Source organism: Rhodopseudomonas sp. P2A-2r (assembly GCF_026015985.1).
In the GTDB taxonomy this organism is placed as follows: Bacteria; Pseudomonadota; Alphaproteobacteria; order Rhizobiales; family Xanthobacteraceae; genus Tardiphaga.
On the sequence record NZ_CP110389.1, the window covers coordinates 4,684,984 to 4,701,464 of the forward strand.

Consider the following 16,481-nt stretch of genomic DNA (forward strand, 5'->3'; position numbering starts at 1 on the left):
ACCGGCAACCCGTATCCACGACGGCGAACGCGATCTCCACGATGGCATGATCGCCACCAACCGCGCAGCGGTCAGGGCCGCCTCGCCCTGGCCATGGCGCTGGTCAGCGCCGCGATCAGCCCGTCGATATCGTAGGGCTTGCGCACGATCGGCACCTCGGCGAGCGACGGCGGGATCAGGCTGCTTTCGCCGTAGCCGGTCGCGAAGACGAACGGGATGCCCTGCTCCTTCAAGGCATGCGCGACCGGCAGCGAACTGCCGTTGCCGAGATTGACATCGAGGATGGCGACGTCGGGCCGAATGATCGACAGGCTGTGCAGCGCTTCCTTGACGGACGACGCCGTCTCGACATTCGAGGCGCCCTCGTTGGCCAGCATGGTCTGGACATCCATGGCGATCAGCAGCTGGTCCTCGACCATCAGCACGCTGAGGCCGCGCATCGAAGCCATCGGCTTGTCCTCGACCGCGCGCGGCGGGGCCACCGCTACAGGCGCCGCGTCGGGCCAGGTCACAAACCGCGCCGGGATCAGCAGCCGAACGCTGACGCCGTCCGGCGCGTAGTCGACGTCGCTTTGGCCACCGAGATCGTAGGGGATGCTGCGGCCGATCAGCATCGAGCCGAAGCCTGTCCGCTCCGGCGGCGCGACCGCCGGTCCGCCACGCTCGATCCAATTGATGTGGCAATCGTCCTGCCCGGTGCGCTCCCAGCGCAGCGAGAGCCGTCCGCCGTGGAACGACAGCGCGCCGTACTTGGCGGCATTGGTGGCCAGTTCGTGCAGCACCAGCGCCAGCACCGAATAAGCGCGCGCGTCGAGCTGCACGTCGGGGCCGTCCACGGCGATCTCTGCCACCGTACCGCGGTACGGCGACAGTTCGGCATCGAGCAGCGCTTTCAATGCGCCGCCGCCGGCGCCGCGGATCACCTGGTCATGGGCCAGCGACAGCGCCTGGATGCGTCCCTTCAACGACACCACGTAGTCCGCAATGCTGCGTCCGTTGGCGACCGGATGCGACACCAGCGACTTGATCAGAGCGAGGATGTTCTTGACGCGATGGTTGAGCTCCTCGTTGAGCATCTTCTGGCGCAGGTCGGCCTTGTGCCGCTCATCCGCCAGCACCTCGTTGTGCCGCAGCACCACCTCCACCAGCGCGGCGCGGACCGCTTCCGCGCTGTCGCGCTCGCCCTGCAGCCACGGCAGCGACTGTCGCTCCACTTCCTGCTTCCAGATCGCGAAGCTCTTGCGCGGCGTCAGCCGGTCGCCGAGCGGACCGCTCTCATAGGTCTTGTTGGGATCGCCGCCCCAGTTGACGGTCTGCGCGACCTCGCGGCGGAAAAATAGCAAATAGTCGCGCGGCAGTTGCGACAGCGGAACTGCGAGCACACCCGACACCTCCGCGCGATAGCCATCGGCGCTGGGCAACCGTTCCGACAGCGCACTGGTCGCCCAGACCCGCCCCTCCGCCACCGAGCTGATGAAGGCCATCAGCCCGGGCACCGCGCCGGGCGGCGGCGCGCTGCCGTGAGACGTCCAGCTCTTGTTGAACAACAGGCCGACGCCGTCGCACGACATCAGCTCGCCGAAATCGGCGATGCTGCTCTTCAGCAAATCCTCGGCATCGGCATGATGCGAGACGCTGTGCAGCAGCCGGTCGAGATAGCGTTGCGCCCGCTCGCTGGCTTCCAGCTTGCGCTTCTGCACCACCGCCTGCAATTGCAGCGAAAAGAACTCGCCGAACATCTCGGCGGCAACGCGCTTTTCCATGGACAGCGTGCGCGGCTCGTAGTGGTGGCAGGCGATCAGCCCCCACAGTCTGCCGTCGCTGACGATGGAGATCGACATCGAGGCGCCGACCCCCATGTTGCGCAGGTATTCGCAATGCACGGAAGAGACGCTGCGCAGGTGCGCGTAGGACAGGTCGAGCGGCTCTCCGGACTGGTCCAGCACCGGCTCGATGGCGATGCGCTCGCCATTGGCGTTCGCGACGATGCGCAGCGTGTTCTGCAGGTACAGCACCCGCGCCTGCTGCGGGATATCGCTGGCCGGAAAATGCTGGCCGAGAAAGCTCACCAGATCGCCGCGCCTGGCCTCGCTGATCACCTCGCCGGAACCGTCCTCGGCGAAACGATAGACCATCACACGGTCATAGCCGAGTGCTGCGCGCAGCAGCCGCGGCGCGGTGGCAAACAGCGTTTCGAGCGTCGAACACTGCCCGATCCGTCCGATCAGTAGCCGCGCCAGTTCCAGCGGCGGCGTGGCATCAGCCGCATCGACTGGTTCAAATTCGATGATGTTGACGCCCTGATGGCGGTGCGCCGCGATGTTGAAAATCAGCGGAGAATGCGCGACGCTGACGCCGAGCAACAGGCCGGCACGCGTCATGTTGCCCCACTTCGCGATGGCATTGCCGATGTCGTGGGCCGCCGTCGCGCCAATCAACGCGTCGAGCGTGCGTCCGTTGATCTCGGAACTGCCGAGACCCAGCATCTGCCCGGCATTGACCGAGTGCCGCCGCACCGTCCCCAGCGAACTGTCGCAGGCCAGCAGGCAGCCATGGGCCTGCACGCTGCCGGGCACATGGATGGGTTCGCGATCGCAATTGGAGAGATCGACGGCGGTATCGAGCATGTCGTGCATGTTGATCTCTGGACGCGGCATTGCAAATGCCGCCACCTTCCATTCGCCGGTACGCGAGGAGCGCCGGTCTATCCTGCGGGAAGAGCATAACGGCAGAGTGGCCGGTTTGGATCCACGGAGGACTGGAAAAACGCCCGAGCGCCCGATGGGGATCGCCGAATCAGCGTGTTCGCCGCGAGAAGAACGAGATCAGCACCGGCAGCGTGATCAGGATCACCAGCGGCGCCAGCATCATGCCGGTCACCACCACCACCGCCAACGGCTTCTGCACCTGAGAGCCTATGCCCGACGACATGGCCGCCGGCAGCAGACCGATACCCGCCACGATGCAGGTCATCAGCACCGGCCGCAACTGCAGCTCGCCGGTGCGGATCACTGCCTTGATACGGTCGAGTCCCTCGTCGATCAGCTGGTTATACTGCGACAGGATGATGATGCCGTCCATCACCGCGATACCGAACAGCGCGATGAAGCCGATCGCCGCCGACACGCTGAAGGGAATGCCGGAGATCAGCAGCCCGAGCACGCCGCCGAAGATCGCCATCGGGATCACGCTCATCGCCAGCATCGTATCGACCATCGATCCGAAGTTGAAGAACAGCAGCACACCGATCAGCGCGAGGCTGATCGGCACCACGATCGACAGCCGCTTGATCGCATCCTGCAGGTTGCCGAACTCGCCGACCCATTCGACCCGCGATCCCGGCGGCAGCTGGACCTGCGCGGCGACCTTGTCCTGGGCTTCGCGGATGGCGCTGCCGAGATCGCGCTCGCGCACCGAGAACTTGATCGGCAGATAGCGTTCCTGGCCTTCGCGATAGATATAGGCCGCGCCCGACACCAGCGAGATATTGGCAACCTCGCTGAGCGGAATCTGCGTGATGCTGCCGTTCGGACCGGGGGCACCGATGCGCAGGTTCTGGATCGCCTCGGCGCTCTTGCGATATTCCGGTGCCAGCCGGACGATGATCGGGAAATGCCGGTCGCTACCCGGCTCGTAGAGATCGCCGGCGGTGTCGCCGCCGATCGCCACCTTGATGGTGGCGTTGATGTCGCCGGGCGCCAGACCGTAACGGGCGGCCTTGGCGCGATCGATATCGATCTGGATGGTGGGCTGGCCGAGCGAGGTGAAGACCGCAAGATCGGTGACGCCCTGCACGGTGGCCAGCACCGACTTGATCTTGTTGGCGGTGTCGGTCAGCGCCTGCAGGTCATTGCCGTACAGCTTGATGGAATTCTCGCCCTTCACGCCGGACACCGCCTCCGAGACGTTGTCCTGCAGATATTGCGAGAAGTTGAATTCGACGCCGGGGAATTTGGTCTGCAGGTCCGTCAGCAATTCGGCGGTCAGCCTGTCCTTGTCCTTGGTGTTCGGCCAATCCTTGACGGGCTTCAGCGGCGCGAAAAATTCGGCATTGAACAGGCCGGCCGCGTCGGTGCCGTCATCGGGACGGCCATGCTGCGACACCACCGACTCCACTTCGGGCCGGGCGCGGATCATGCGGCGCATCTCGTTGACGTAGGTGTTGCCCTCCTGCAGCGAGATCGTCGGCGGCAATGTGGCGCGGATCCACAGATTGCCCTCTTCCAGCTTCGGCAGGAATTCCAGCCCCAGCAGCCGGGCGCAGATCACCGTGAGCACCACGAGGCCGGCGGCGGCGCCCATCACCAGCTTGCGATGATCGACCGCCCAGTGCAGCGCCGGCATATAGAGCCTGTGGAACTGGCGCACGATCCAGGTCTCGGTCTCCTGCATGTGCGACGGCAGGATGAGGGCGCTCAGGGCCGGCGTCACGGTGAAGGTCGCGAGCAGGCCGCCGGCCAGCGCATAGGCATAGGTGCGCGCCATCGGCCCGAAGATGTTGCCCTCGACGCCCGACAGGGTGAACAGCGGCAGGAAGGCGGCGATGATGATGGCAGCAGCGAAGAAGATCGAGCGCGACACGTCGGCGGACGCGCTGAGGATGGCATGGCTCTTCATGCCCATCACGGTGTCGCGCGAAATGTGGCTGCGCTCGGCTTCCGACAGTTCGGTGGTATGCGACAGCCGGCGGAAGATCGCCTCCACCATGATCACCGTGGCATCGACGATCAGGCCGAAGTCGATGGCGCCGACCGACAGCAGGTTGGCGGACTCGCCGCGCAGCACCAGGATGATGACCGCGAAAAACAGCGCGAACGGAATCGTGGCGCCGACGATCAGCGCGCTTCTGAGGTTGCCGAGGAACAGCCACTGCAGCAGCACGATCAGGCCGATGCCGACCACCATGTTTTCCAGCACGGTGTGGGTGGTCAGGTCGATCAGGTCCTTGCGATCGTAGATGCGCTCGATCCTGACCCCTGGCGGCAGGATCGAGGAGTTGTTGATGGAGGCGACCAGCGCATGGACGCGCTCGATGGTCGGCGAGCTCTTCTCGCCGCGCCGCATCAGCACGATGCCCTGCACGATGTCGTCGGCCTGGTCGATACCGGCGATGCCGAGCCGCGGCTTCTCGCCGATGGTGACGGTGGCGACATCCTTGACCAGCACCGGATTGCCGTTGCTCTGCGTGATCATGGTGCTGGCGAGATCGTCGATGGAACGGATCAGGCCGACGCCGCGGACCACCGCGGATTGCGAACCGATGTTGACGGTGTTGCCGCCGACATTGATGTTGGCGTTGCCGACCGCGGTCAGCACCTGCGGCAGCGTCAGGCCGAACGCGACCAGCTTGTTGAAGTCGACCTGCAACTCGTAGGTCTTGGTCTTGCCGCCCCAGCCGGTGACGTCGATGACGCCCGGCACCGCGCGGAAGCGACGTTGCAGCACCCAGTCCTGCAGGGTCTTGAGATCGAGCACGCTGTAGTTCGGCGGCCCGACCAGACGATAGCGATAGATTTCGCCGATCGCCGACAGCGGCGAGATGCCCGGCTGCACATTGCCCGGCAGCGGCGACAGCTGCGACAGCCGGTTCAGCACTTGCTGCAGTGCCTCGTCATAGGTGTAGTCGAAGGAGAACTGCAGCTTGACGTCGGAGAGGCCGTACAGGGAGATGGTGCGGATCGTCTTCAGGTTCTTGATGCCGGCGACCTGGGTCTCTATCGGAATGGTGATGTAGCGCTCGATCTCTTCCGACGACAGTCCGGGCGATTGGGTCACGATGTCGACCATCGGCGGGGTCGGATCGGGATAGGCCTCGATGTTGAGCTGGTTGAAGGCGATAAGGCCGCCGATCAGCACGGCGACGAACATCGCCACCATCAGAAAGCGGCGGTTGACGGCAAGGGCAACGAGACGATTCATCCAGATCGGACCTTAGTTGACGAGCCGAAGCTGGAGTTAGCTGCCTGTAGCAGCACGGTCGATGAACAGGCTGCCCTTGGTGACGATCTTCTCGCCGGGCTTCAGATTGCCCAGCACCTCGACCAGATTGCCGTTAGCAAGCCCGACCTTGATCTGGCGCAGTTCGATGGACTTGTCCTCATGGGCGACCCAGACCCGGACCTGGTCGCCTTCATAGATCAGCGCCTGCTTGGGCACGCCGACCGACATCTTGTCGCCCGGCGAATAGATCGTCACGGTGGCGAACATCTCGGGCTTGAGCGCGCCATTGGGATTGTCGATGGTGGCGCGCACCATCAGTCGCCGTGTCGCCGGATCGATGGCGGTGGCGACATAGTTGATGCGGCCCGTCAATTCGCGGCCCGGCAGCGCCAGCACGTTGAAAGTCATCTCCTGGCCGACCGCCACCGCGGCCGCCTCGGTCTCACGGACGAAGCCGGTGAGCCAGACCGTGGAGAGATCGCCGATGACGAACACCGGATCGGCGGCGCCGGAGGAGACATATTGCCCCGGCCCGATCTTGCGTTGCACCACGGTGCCCGCGATCGGTGCGTAGATGGTGGTGTTCGGATCGATCTGGCCCTTGGTCTGGAAGGCGGTGATCGCCTCTTCGGTCAGGCCGAGAATACGCAGCCGGTTACGCGCCGCTTCCAGTGCCGTCTCGGCCGAGCGTTGATCGTTCTGCGCCTGCAGCAAGGTGGCCTGGCTCTGCTGATAGTCCTTCAACGGCACCGCCCGGCCCTCGAACAGGTCCTTGGCGCGCTTGTCCTGGATGACAGCCAGTTCGAGCTGCGACCTGGCCTTGTTGAGGCCGGTCGCGGCCGTGACGAAATCGTTCTGCGCCTGCACCGTATCGGCGGCCTCGATGATGAACAGCGGCTGGCCCTGGACGACAGTGTCGCCGGGCCGCACCAGCAGCTTTTTCACACGACCGGCATAGGGCGAGAACACCGGGGTAGAGCGATCCTCGTCCACCGCGATCTTGCCTTCGGTCACCAGCTCGGCACGAAACGCGCGCGAGGTCACCGACTCGATGGTCAGGCTGGCCCACTCGGCCGGCGTGGTGGCATAGCGCGGCAGCTGCCGGCGCGACTGGCTGGAGACGTCAGAGTGGCCCTGCGGAGGCTCGACGCGCCGCGTCCAGCCGAACCCTGCCCCTGCAACGACTGCCACAAGGGCTGCCCCCAGGATCAGGCGACGTCTTCCAAGTGATTGAAACTGCTCACGAATATTCGTCACACCACAACCTATCTCGGAGGCGCGGACTGGCCGCGGCGATTTGTCTCATCTGGGCGCTAGTAGTACGCAATTTGCAGTTCAAACAATCTAAAAACGCGTGCCCCATCGGCTTTTTAAGTTAAAAATTTGAGAGCCTCAGTCACACCGCGGCCATGTCGGCGCGTCATTTCCAAGCGGCACGGCCGGCCGTGCCCAGCGGGCCGGCGTGGTCGATAGCATGGCGGCATGACGAACTGCCGACAGCGAACCGAAGCCGGACGCCGTCTGCTCGATAAACGGCGTGATGGCCTCTGTCGCGAGATCCTCCGCCCGCAGGCCATCGGCGAGCCGGCCCATATCCCACAGCCACTTGCCGGTGCGCGCAAGCGATAGCTGGACGTGCCAGCTGCCGCCCTCACGCGCCTGCCGCGCACGGGCCAGCATGGCGCCAGCCGCCATCAGGTAACCGGTGGCATGGTCGAGTATCTGCGCCGGCAACTCCTTCGGCCCGTCGACGCCGGCCGCCTGCCCCTCGGCGTGATTGAAGCCGGTGGCACACTGCACCAGCGAGTCGAAGCCGCGGCGTCCGGCCCACGGTCCGGCCCGGCCATAGGCCGACAACGAGACATAGACGAGGCCCGGGCTGATCGCAGCAGCCTGCTCCGGCGAAAAGCCGCGCGCCGCCAGCGACTGCGGACGATAGCCCTGCGAGAAGATGTCGGCATCTGCCAGCAACGTGCGCAGCGTGGCGCGGCCCTGCTCCGTCTCGATATCGGCGAAGCTGGAAAGCTTGCCCCGGCCGGTGTCGATGGTCAGCCACGGAATCGCCGGCAGTTCGGGGCTTGAGACCAGCATGACGTCGGCGCCATGCACCGCCAGCGTGCGGCCGGCGACCGGCCCGGCAATGACGCGTGACAGATCGAGCACGCGCAGCCCCGACAGCGGACGATCGCCGACCGGCCATGGTTTTGGCGCGGCGTCGCCGGTCCTGGTGATCTCGATCAACGGCAATGCGGCGATGGCCGCGGCCTGCGGCAGCGCCGACCACTCCGCATATGACCGCATCAGCGCGACGACGCCGCCTGCGGCATAGGCCGCGGTCTCGAAGGCTTCGCCGTCCCAGTGCATCAGCGCGGCCTGCACCGCCTCGCGCTCGGGCAAGCAGTTCAGCACCGCGCAGACCGCGTCGCGGTGATGCGGGAAGTTGGTATGCAGCCGGACGAATTTTCCGTCACCGGTCCGGTAGATCCCGGCGATGGCGTCCCAGGCCGGCGGCGGCGGCGCGCGGTCGCGACGCAGGTAGCGTTCGGAGCGGCATTCCACCACGGCATGGCGCATATCGACGCTGACGCGCTGCGCCTGCCCGCTGCGCAATCGCCAGATTTCCGCTGCAGCCAGGCCGGCCGCCGCAATCCCGACCTGCGCGGCGGCGCCGACACGAAACGACGACGGCAATTGCGGCTCACTACCGGTCAGCGTGACCGCCTCGAGCGCCGCGACATCGCCGCCGGCGTCTGTCCAGAGAGTGGAGAGCAACTCGGCAGGCGTGAGCATCGAATCCCCTTCAGCGTCAGCGCAACCATATTCTAGGCGGCAGCCTGGCTGAACGATTGCTGAACGGGATAAGGATTCAAGATGGGATTGGGCTTCACCTCTCCCCGCTTGCGGAGAGAGGTGAAGCCGAGCGCCAGCGAGGCTTCGAGTGAGGGGGAGCCGGAGTTTCACGCGATAGTCCCCCTCTCCCGTCTCGGATCACCCGTTGCGGTAGGTGTAGCTGTAGCCGTTCAACGCGGGGGCGCCACCGAGATGGGCGTAGAGCACCTTGGAGCCGTCGGGAAAGTAGCCCTTCTTGACGAGATCCATCATGCCCTGCATCGACTTTCCCTCATAGACCGGGTCGGTGATCATGGCTTCGGTCTTGGCGGCGAAGCGGATCGCCTCGCTGGTCTCGTGGCTCGGCACGCCGTAGGCCGGATAGGCGTAGTCATTCAGAATGACGATCTCGTCGTCGCGCACCTTGCGGCCGAGTTCGACCAGTTCGGCGGTGTTGTCGACGATCTCGCGGACCTGCTTGCGTGTCTGCTCCGGCGTGCCGGAGGCATCGATGCCGATGACGCGGTCGGCGCGACCGTCGGCAGCGAAGCCGACGATCATGCCGGCCTGGGTCGAGCCCGTGACCACGCAGACGATGATGTAGTCGAACTTGATGCCCATCTCCGCTTCCTGGGCACGCACCTCTTCGGCGAAGCCGACATAGCCGAGGCCGCCGAGCTTGTGCACCGACGCGCCGGCCGGAATGCCGTAGGGCTTGCCGCCGGCATCCTTCACCGACTGGATGGCGTCTTCCCAGCTCTTGCGGATGCCGATGTCGAAACCGTCGTCAACAATGCGGCTGTCGGCGCCCATCAGGCGCGTCATCATGATGTTGCCGACGCGGTCATAGACGGCGTCTTCGTGGGGCACCCAGCTCTCCTGGATGACGACGCACTTCATGCCGATCTTGGCAGCGGTCGCCGCTACCAGTCGGGTGTGGTTGGACTGCACGCCGCCGATCGAGACCAGCGTGTCGGCGTTCGACGCGATGGCGTCCGGCACGATGTATTCGAGCTTGCGCAGCTTGTTGCCGCCCATGGCCAGGCCGGAGTTGCAGTCGTCGCGCTTGGCGTAGATCTGCACCTTGCCGCCCAGTGCCTCGGTCATCCGCGGCAAATGTTCGATCGGGGTGGGGCCGTAGGTCAGCTTGTAGCGTTCGAACTTGTCCAGTCTCAGCATGTCGATCTCCGGGGGTGATGCAGGCCCGAAAATTAGCATATTGGCCGCGAAAGGTGCTCTCGAATAACTGGATCTGATTTACTTCTTGGTCCGCAGATGCAAGAATATCTATAAATAACATCCATCAAATGGAATTATATGGAAGATTCTTCCGACGACATTTTGCTGGACCGGATCGACCGCAAGATCCTGCATCGGCTGCAGCGCGACGGGCGGCTGAGCAACGCCGATCTGGCCAAGGCCACCAGCACCAGTGCCGCGACCTGCCACCGCCGCACCCAGCGACTGTTCGACAACGGCGTCATCCGCTCGGTCAGGGCGGAGATCGCGCCGGAGAAAGTCGGCCGCGGCACGCTGGTGATGGTCGGCGTGGTGCTCGACCGCTCGACCCGGGAAAGCTTCGCCATCTTCGAGGCCGCCATCGCCAAGCTGCCCTTCGTGCTCGACTGCCATCTGGTGGCGGGCGACTTCGACTTCTTCCTCAAGATCCGCGCGCGCGACATCGCCGATTTCAACCGGCTGCACGGCGAGCAGTTGATTGCATTGCCCGGCGTGCGCCAGACCCGGACGTTTTTCGTGATGAAGGAAGTCGTCGACAACCGGCCGCTGGATTTTTAACGATCCGGCGTAGATCGTGCCCCGGACGCGGCGCAACGCGCTGCCTTTGCAGCGTGGTGCGTTGCAGATCCGGGGCCCACTCTTTCATTTCAATGGGTCCCGGATCTGCGGAGCAGCGCAAGAGCGCTGCACCGCGTCCGGGACACGAGTCCAACGACTGAAGCAGACCTTAGTGAAAATCCCGCGACCGCGGCAGGATCCGGACATCGCGGGGATGACGGATTTTTTGCGCGGGGGTGTCGGGATGCTCGCGACGGTCGTCGTTGAGCGGCTCGGCGGGCGGACCGGTCAGCAAGTCTGAATTTCGGCCCAGCGCTTCATTGCTCAACTGCTTCAGATCCTCCGAGCAGTCGAACAGCCGTTCGGCGACGAGATGCACCACCTTTTCCGGACTGCTCTGGATCCGCCCCTCGACCATGACCAGCCGCGCGCCCATCACCTCCTTGCGGAACTGCTCCATGATCGCCGGCCACACCACCACATTGGCGATGCCGGTCTCGTCCTCCAGCGTCATGAACACCACGCCGTTGGCGCTGCCCGGCCGCTGCCGCACCAGCACCACGCCGGCACAACGCACCCGCTTTCTATCGTTGACGTGAGCAATCGATGCGCAGGTCACAATCCCCTTGGCCGCCAGCCTCTCGCGCAGGAATTCCAGCGGATGGCCTTTCAGCGACAGCCGAATGGTCTGGTAGTCGGCCACGACCTGCTCGGGCAACGGCATCTGCGGCAGCGGCTGCGCGTTTTCGTCGGGCTGCTCGCGCGCGCTGGCGATCTCGAACAGCGGCAGCGCCACGTCATCGGGCAGCCGCCTGACGGCCCACAACGCCGCGCGGCGATCCAGCCCGATGGAGCGGAATGCATCGGCGTCCGCCAGCAGGATCAACGCCCGCTTCGGCAGCGCGGTGTCGCGGGCAAAATCCTCCAGCGAGGTGAAAAGCTTCTTCATGCGCGCATCGACGATGCGCTTGGCCCAGTCTTCTTCTGGAGGCTTGCCAGCCTCCTCCCGTACCCGCGCCTCGTCGGGATCGGCCCATTTGAAACCGTCGATCTGGCGGAAGCCGAGGCGGACGTCGCGATATCTCCGGCCATGATCTTCCAGCGTGTTCTGTCCGTGGCTGAAGGAGACATCGATAGCCCCGATCTCGACACCGTTCTCGCGGGCATCGCGCACGATCTGCGACGGCGCGTAGAACCCCATCGGCTGCGAATTCAGCAGGCCGCAGCAGAACACGTCCGGATGGTAGTGCTTCAGCCATGACGAGACATAGACCAGCTGGGCAAAGCTGGCGGCATGGCTTTCCGGAAAACCGTAACTGCCAAAGCCCTTGATCTGTTCAAAACAGTTCCTGGCGAACGCCTCATCGTAACCGCGCCCGATCATGTTGCCGACCATCTTGGCTTCGAACGTGCCGATCGTGCCCATGTTGCGGAATGTCGCCATCGCACGCCGCAGTCCGTTGGCCTCCTCCGGCGTGAACTTTGCGGCTTCGATGGCAATCCGCATCGCCTGTTCCTGGAACAGCGGCACGCCAAGGGTCTTGCAGAGAACGTCACGCAGCTCGTTCCTGTTGCCGCCCTTGGGAAAAGGATACTCGATATCCTCCTCCCTCATGGAGCGTCGCTTGAGATAGGGATGCACCATGTCGCCCTGGATCGGGCCGGGCCGCACGATGGCGACCTCGATGACCAGGTCGTAGAACGTCTTCGGCTTCAGCCGCGGCAGCATGTTCATCTGCGCGCGGCTTTCGACCTGGAAGACGCCGAGCGATTCACCGCGCTGAAGCATTTTGAAAACCGGCCTGGCATCCTCGGCTTCGGCTTTGATGTCCCTGAGTTCGAAGCGCTGGTTCTTGTGCAGCTGGATCAGGTCGAAACATTTCCGGATGCAGGTCAGCATGCCCAGCGCCAGCACGTCGACCTTCATCATCTTCATGGTCGCGACGTCGTCCTTGTCCCATTCGATGAAGGTACGGTCCTCCATCGCGGCATTGCCGATCGGGACATAGGTGTCGAGCCGGTCCTGCGTCAGCACGTAGCCGCCGACATGCTGCGACAGATGGCGGGGAAACTCGATCAGCTCCGTGGCCAGCGCAATGGCACGCCCGATCATCGGATTGTGCGGATCGAGCCCGGCCTGTTTCACCTGCATCTCGTTAAGGCCCGTTCCCCAGCTTCCCCACACGGTATCGGCCAGCGCCGCGGTGACATCCTCGGTCAGACCCAATGCCTTTCCGACATCGCGGATCGCCGAGCGCGGCCGGTAGTGAATGACGGTAGCGATGATCGCCGCACGATGACGGCCATAGCGGCGATAGACGTATTGCATCACCTCCTCGCGCCGGATGTGCTCGAAATCGACGTCGATATCCGGCGGCTCCAGCCGCTCCTTGGAGATGAAGCGCTCGAACAGCAAATTCACCTCGGCCGGATTGACCGCGGTGATGTCCAGCATGTAGCAGACCGCCGAATTCGCCGCGGATCCCCGCCCCTGGCACAGGATGTTCTGGCCGCGCGCATATTGTACGATGTCATGAACCGTCAGGAAGTAATGGGCGTAGTCGAGCTCGGCGATGAGGCGAAGCTCCTTCTTCAAGGTGGCTTCGAGCTTCTCGTCATACACATTCGGAAAACGTCTTTTCAGGCCGGCCCAGGTCAGATCCTCCAGATGCTGCTGCGCGGTTTTTCCTGCTGGCACGGGCTCGTCGGGATACTGGTATTGCAACTGCTCGAGCGAAAACGAAATGCGCTCAGCAAAGCGCACCGTCTCGTGGATCGCGTCGGGATAATCGCGAAACAAGCGAGCCATCTCCGCAGCCGGTTTCAGATGCCGTTCCGCATTCATCTCCAATAACCGGCCGGCGGTTTCGATGGTGGTCTTCTCGCGGATACAGCTCACCACATCCTGCAACATGCGGCGGTCAGAGGCGTGATAGAGCACATCGTTGGTCGCAATAACCGGCACGCGTGCGGTCGATGCGATGCGATGCAGCTTGGCCAGCCGGCGCTTGTCGTCACCGCGGTGGAACAGGCTGGCGCCGAGCCAGACGCCATCCGCGGGCAGCCGCGACAAGGCGTCGAGCGTCTGCTGCGTCGCCTCTGCATCGAGGCGATAGGCCGGCATCAGCACCAGCAGCAGCCCTTCACTGAATTCGGCGAGATCGCCGAGCTGCAGATCGCATTCGCCCTTGCCGGCGCGCAACTTGCCCTGGCTGAGCAACCGGCACAGCCGACCATAGGCCTCGCGGTCGCACGGATAGGCCAGCAGATCCGGCGTGCCATCGGTAAACACCAAGCGCGATCCGATGAGCAGCTTCGGCTTGTAGCCCAGGTCCTTGTTGTCCAGCTCGGCATAGGCGCGCACCACGCCGGCCAAGGTGTTGCGGTCGGCGATGCCGATGGCATGCAGCCGATATTCGCTGGCCTGGTGCACATAGTCCTGCGGATGCGAGGCGCCGCGCAAAAACGAGAAATTGCTGGTGACGCCGATCTCGGCATAGCCGGGGGTCATTTTTCTACCCTCCCCTGGAGGGGAGGGTAAACGAAGCACCGCCTTCCAGAATCTTCATGCGAACAGTCCGTGCATGAACCATTTCGGTTCGGTCACTTCGCCATACAGGCCATCGCGGAACAGCCAGAAGCGCTGGCCGGCTTCATCCTCGATCCGGAAATAATCGCGGGTCGGCATCGCGTCCTGCGCACGCCACCATTCCATACTGACCCGCTCGGGCCCTTCCACATGGACGATCCGGTGAAAGGCGCGCCGCCAAGTGAAATGTTTCGGCGGCTTGTCGGGCGCTTCGACGAGTCCGACATCAATCGGCTCTGGGCGCTCGAACAGCCGCAGCGGCCGCAATGGCGGCTCGTCCGGAGTGCGGGCCGGCCACACCGCCTGCGAGGCCGCGGCGAGATGGTGCTGTGCCGGCGCCGCCCACACCGCGCGTTCGGGAATGTGGGTCTCGACCGGAAGGTGCACCATGACGCGGCGGGGGCCGACCCGCGCGGCGATGCGATCGACCAGCGCCGCCAGCTCATCGTTGTCGTGGACGTTGGCGTCGAGATCGCGCTGCTGCTGCACCACGATCTCGGTGCGGCCCGCAGACAGGCGGATGAGATCGAAGCCGAAGCCGGGATCGAGCGGATCGGAGATGGCATCGATGCGTTCGCGGAACAGGCGCTCGATCACCGCGACTTTCGTCACGGCCTGCCCGGTCTCCACCGTGATGCTGCGCACCGCGCCGTCTGTGCGGAAGAAGCTGGCCTCCAGCCGCCGCGCGCCCTTGCCCTGCTTGTCCATGGCGTCGATCAGCATCCGGGCGAGGCCGGATAACGTCGCCGCGATCACGCCGTCGGTGGCGACCGGCTCGGGAAAGCGTTTTTCGACGATGTAATCCGGCAGCGGTTTTCGCGGGGATATCGGCGCATCCGATTGTCCCAGCGCCTGCTCCAGCAGCGCGGTGAAGCCGGCGCCGAACCGCGCGGCAATCTCGTGACGGCCGCGCGCAGCGACATCGCCGATCGTCTTGAGACCGGCGCGGCGCAGCCCGCGTGTGATGGCGTCGTCGGCGCCGAGGGTGAACACCGGCAACGGCTTGACCGCCCTGGCCTCCTCGCCGTCGGCAACGATGCGGCCATGGCCATGGCGGCTGAGCGTGCGCGCGCACACCGAGGTCCCGGCGATCGCCGCGCTCACCGTAAACCCCTGTGCGATCAGCGTGCCGCACAGCATCTGCATCAAGGCCGCCTCGCCGCCGAACAGATGGGCGCAGCCGGTGATGTCGAGGAACAGCGCATCCGGCGCATCGAGCGCCACCAGCGGTGTGAAGCGGTCGCACCAGTCGGCGATGTGATCGAGCAGCAGCCGGTCGGCGGCGGGATCGGCGTCGTAGACCTGAACCTCCGGGCATACCGCGCGGGCATTGGCCAGCGGCAAGCCGACGTCAAGTCCGAGCCGCGCCGCAGCGTCATCCAGCGCGACAATCTGCAGCGCATTGCTGTGCTTCGCCACCACGAGGCACGGCTGGGCGTTATCCGGCGCGCCGCTGCGCACGCGGGCGCGCTGCAGGCGATCGGTGGACAGCCGCGGCAGCCACAGGCTGAGAATGCGGCGCTTCACGGAAAAGGCACTCATCACACTTCCATTCCATGATCCAGTGGCCGTTGGGGCCATGACGATTGCGAACCAGTTGGGCATCGAGCGCGGGCGCGCCCCATGCCTGCCAGGGCAACGCCGGCGGCGAATGCGCGGAACGCACGATCCACCGCGTCTCCGCCGTCGACGGCGACGGCACCGCCGCCATGCGCAGCAGCAGTCCGGTGACACCCGAGGCACGCGCCGCCAGCGTCAGCCGCCGGCTGGCGACGAGATCGAGTTGCCGCGCCTCGCCCCACACTTCCAGCACCACGGTGCCGAGCGCATCGCAGGCCAGCGCATCGGCGGCGATGCGCAGCGCGGTGTCGCCGTCCGGCGCGCGCACGGTGACCACCAGGCGCGGATCGAGGCCGAGTTCGGCCCAGCCGCTCATGTCGAGCGCGCCGGTTTCCATCTGCGCAAAATCCTGCCGCACCCACAGCAGCGGTCGCAGCATCGAGACCCGCCGCGCCAGGCCGGCGATGAAGCCTGTCGCCGCGGCGCCCTGCCGTCCCTCGGCGAACACCTCGTGCAGCGCGCCGAGCGCGAGGCCCCCTGCAAAGCTGCATCGGCCTCGGCATGGCCGAGCGCCACGCGCGGCAGGCGATCCTTTGCCTGCGCATCGCCATGGCTCTCCATGCGCTCGATGTGCCCGCGCAAATGCGCAAGCGTGTCCGTGCGCGCGCCGCTCATGCGCCGCTCCTCTGCAGATGTTGGCATCACGGGTTCCGGGAGAACCAATGATTGGCTCATTTGTTCATGATATGTTCTAATATAAAGCTAA

The 16,481-nt window shown here is 64.9% G+C and carries 8 protein-coding genes and 1 pseudogene; 1 reads left to right on the top strand and 8 read right to left on the bottom strand.

Features of this window, described 5'->3' with window-relative positions:
• Nucleotides 1-71: 71 nt before the first annotated feature.
• From ONR75_RS22735 to ONR75_RS22755, 5 genes are all read right to left on the bottom strand, one after another.
• A complete protein-coding gene (locus ONR75_RS22735; RefSeq protein ID WP_265083771.1) occupies nucleotides 72-2,627 on the bottom strand; it encodes an HWE histidine kinase domain-containing protein in 2,556 nt (851 codons plus the stop codon).
• Nucleotides 2,628-2,796: 169 nt separating this feature from the next.
• The gene (locus ONR75_RS22740) at nucleotides 2,797-5,919 is read right to left on the bottom strand and encodes an efflux RND transporter permease subunit (protein ID WP_265079232.1); all 3,123 of its coding nucleotides are present in this window, start codon (nucleotides 5,917-5,919) and stop codon (nucleotides 2,797-2,799) included.
• 36 nt (nucleotides 5,920-5,955) lie between these two features.
• Nucleotides 5,956-7,131 (bottom strand): efflux RND transporter periplasmic adaptor subunit, encoded by a 1,176-nt coding sequence (locus tag ONR75_RS22745; protein WP_413776378.1) that lies wholly within the window; start codon nucleotides 7,129-7,131, stop codon nucleotides 5,956-5,958.
• Between the two features lie 201 nt (nucleotides 7,132-7,332).
• Complete coding sequence (locus tag ONR75_RS22750) at nucleotides 7,333-8,730, bottom strand: CoA transferase (protein WP_265079234.1); 1,398 nt, start codon at nucleotides 8,728-8,730, stop codon at nucleotides 7,333-7,335.
• A 198-nt stretch (nucleotides 8,731-8,928) separates the two neighbouring features.
• Nucleotides 8,929-9,948 (bottom strand): 1-aminocyclopropane-1-carboxylate deaminase, encoded by a 1,020-nt coding sequence (locus tag ONR75_RS22755; RefSeq protein WP_265079235.1) that lies wholly within the window; start codon nucleotides 9,946-9,948, stop codon nucleotides 8,929-8,931.
• Between the two features lie 138 nt (nucleotides 9,949-10,086).
• Between ONR75_RS22755 and ONR75_RS22760 the strand changes: the two genes are divergently transcribed.
• Nucleotides 10,087-10,566 carry an Lrp/AsnC family transcriptional regulator gene (locus ONR75_RS22760; protein ID WP_265079236.1) on the top strand — a complete coding sequence of 160 codons (480 nt, stop codon included), beginning with the start codon at nucleotides 10,087-10,089 and terminating at the stop codon, nucleotides 10,564-10,566.
• Between the two features lie 169 nt (nucleotides 10,567-10,735).
• Here the strand turns inward: ONR75_RS22760 and ONR75_RS22765 are convergent, their stop codons facing one another.
• The 3 genes and pseudogenes from ONR75_RS22765 to ONR75_RS22775 form a co-directional block, all read right to left on the bottom strand.
• A complete protein-coding gene (locus ONR75_RS22765) occupies nucleotides 10,736-14,077 on the bottom strand; it encodes an error-prone DNA polymerase (RefSeq protein WP_265079237.1) in 3,342 nt (1,113 codons plus the stop codon).
• Nucleotides 14,078-14,131: 54 nt separating this feature from the next.
• Nucleotides 14,132-15,697, bottom strand: a complete 1,566-nt coding sequence (locus tag ONR75_RS22770) for a Y-family DNA polymerase (RefSeq protein ID WP_265079238.1) — start codon at nucleotides 15,695-15,697, stop codon at nucleotides 14,132-14,134.
• A pseudogene (locus tag ONR75_RS22775) lies at nucleotides 15,594-16,390 on the bottom strand (ImuA family protein). The gene ONR75_RS22770 and the pseudogene ONR75_RS22775 overlap by 104 nt, the downstream one beginning before the upstream one ends.
• Between the last annotated feature and the right edge of the window lie 91 nt (nucleotides 16,391-16,481).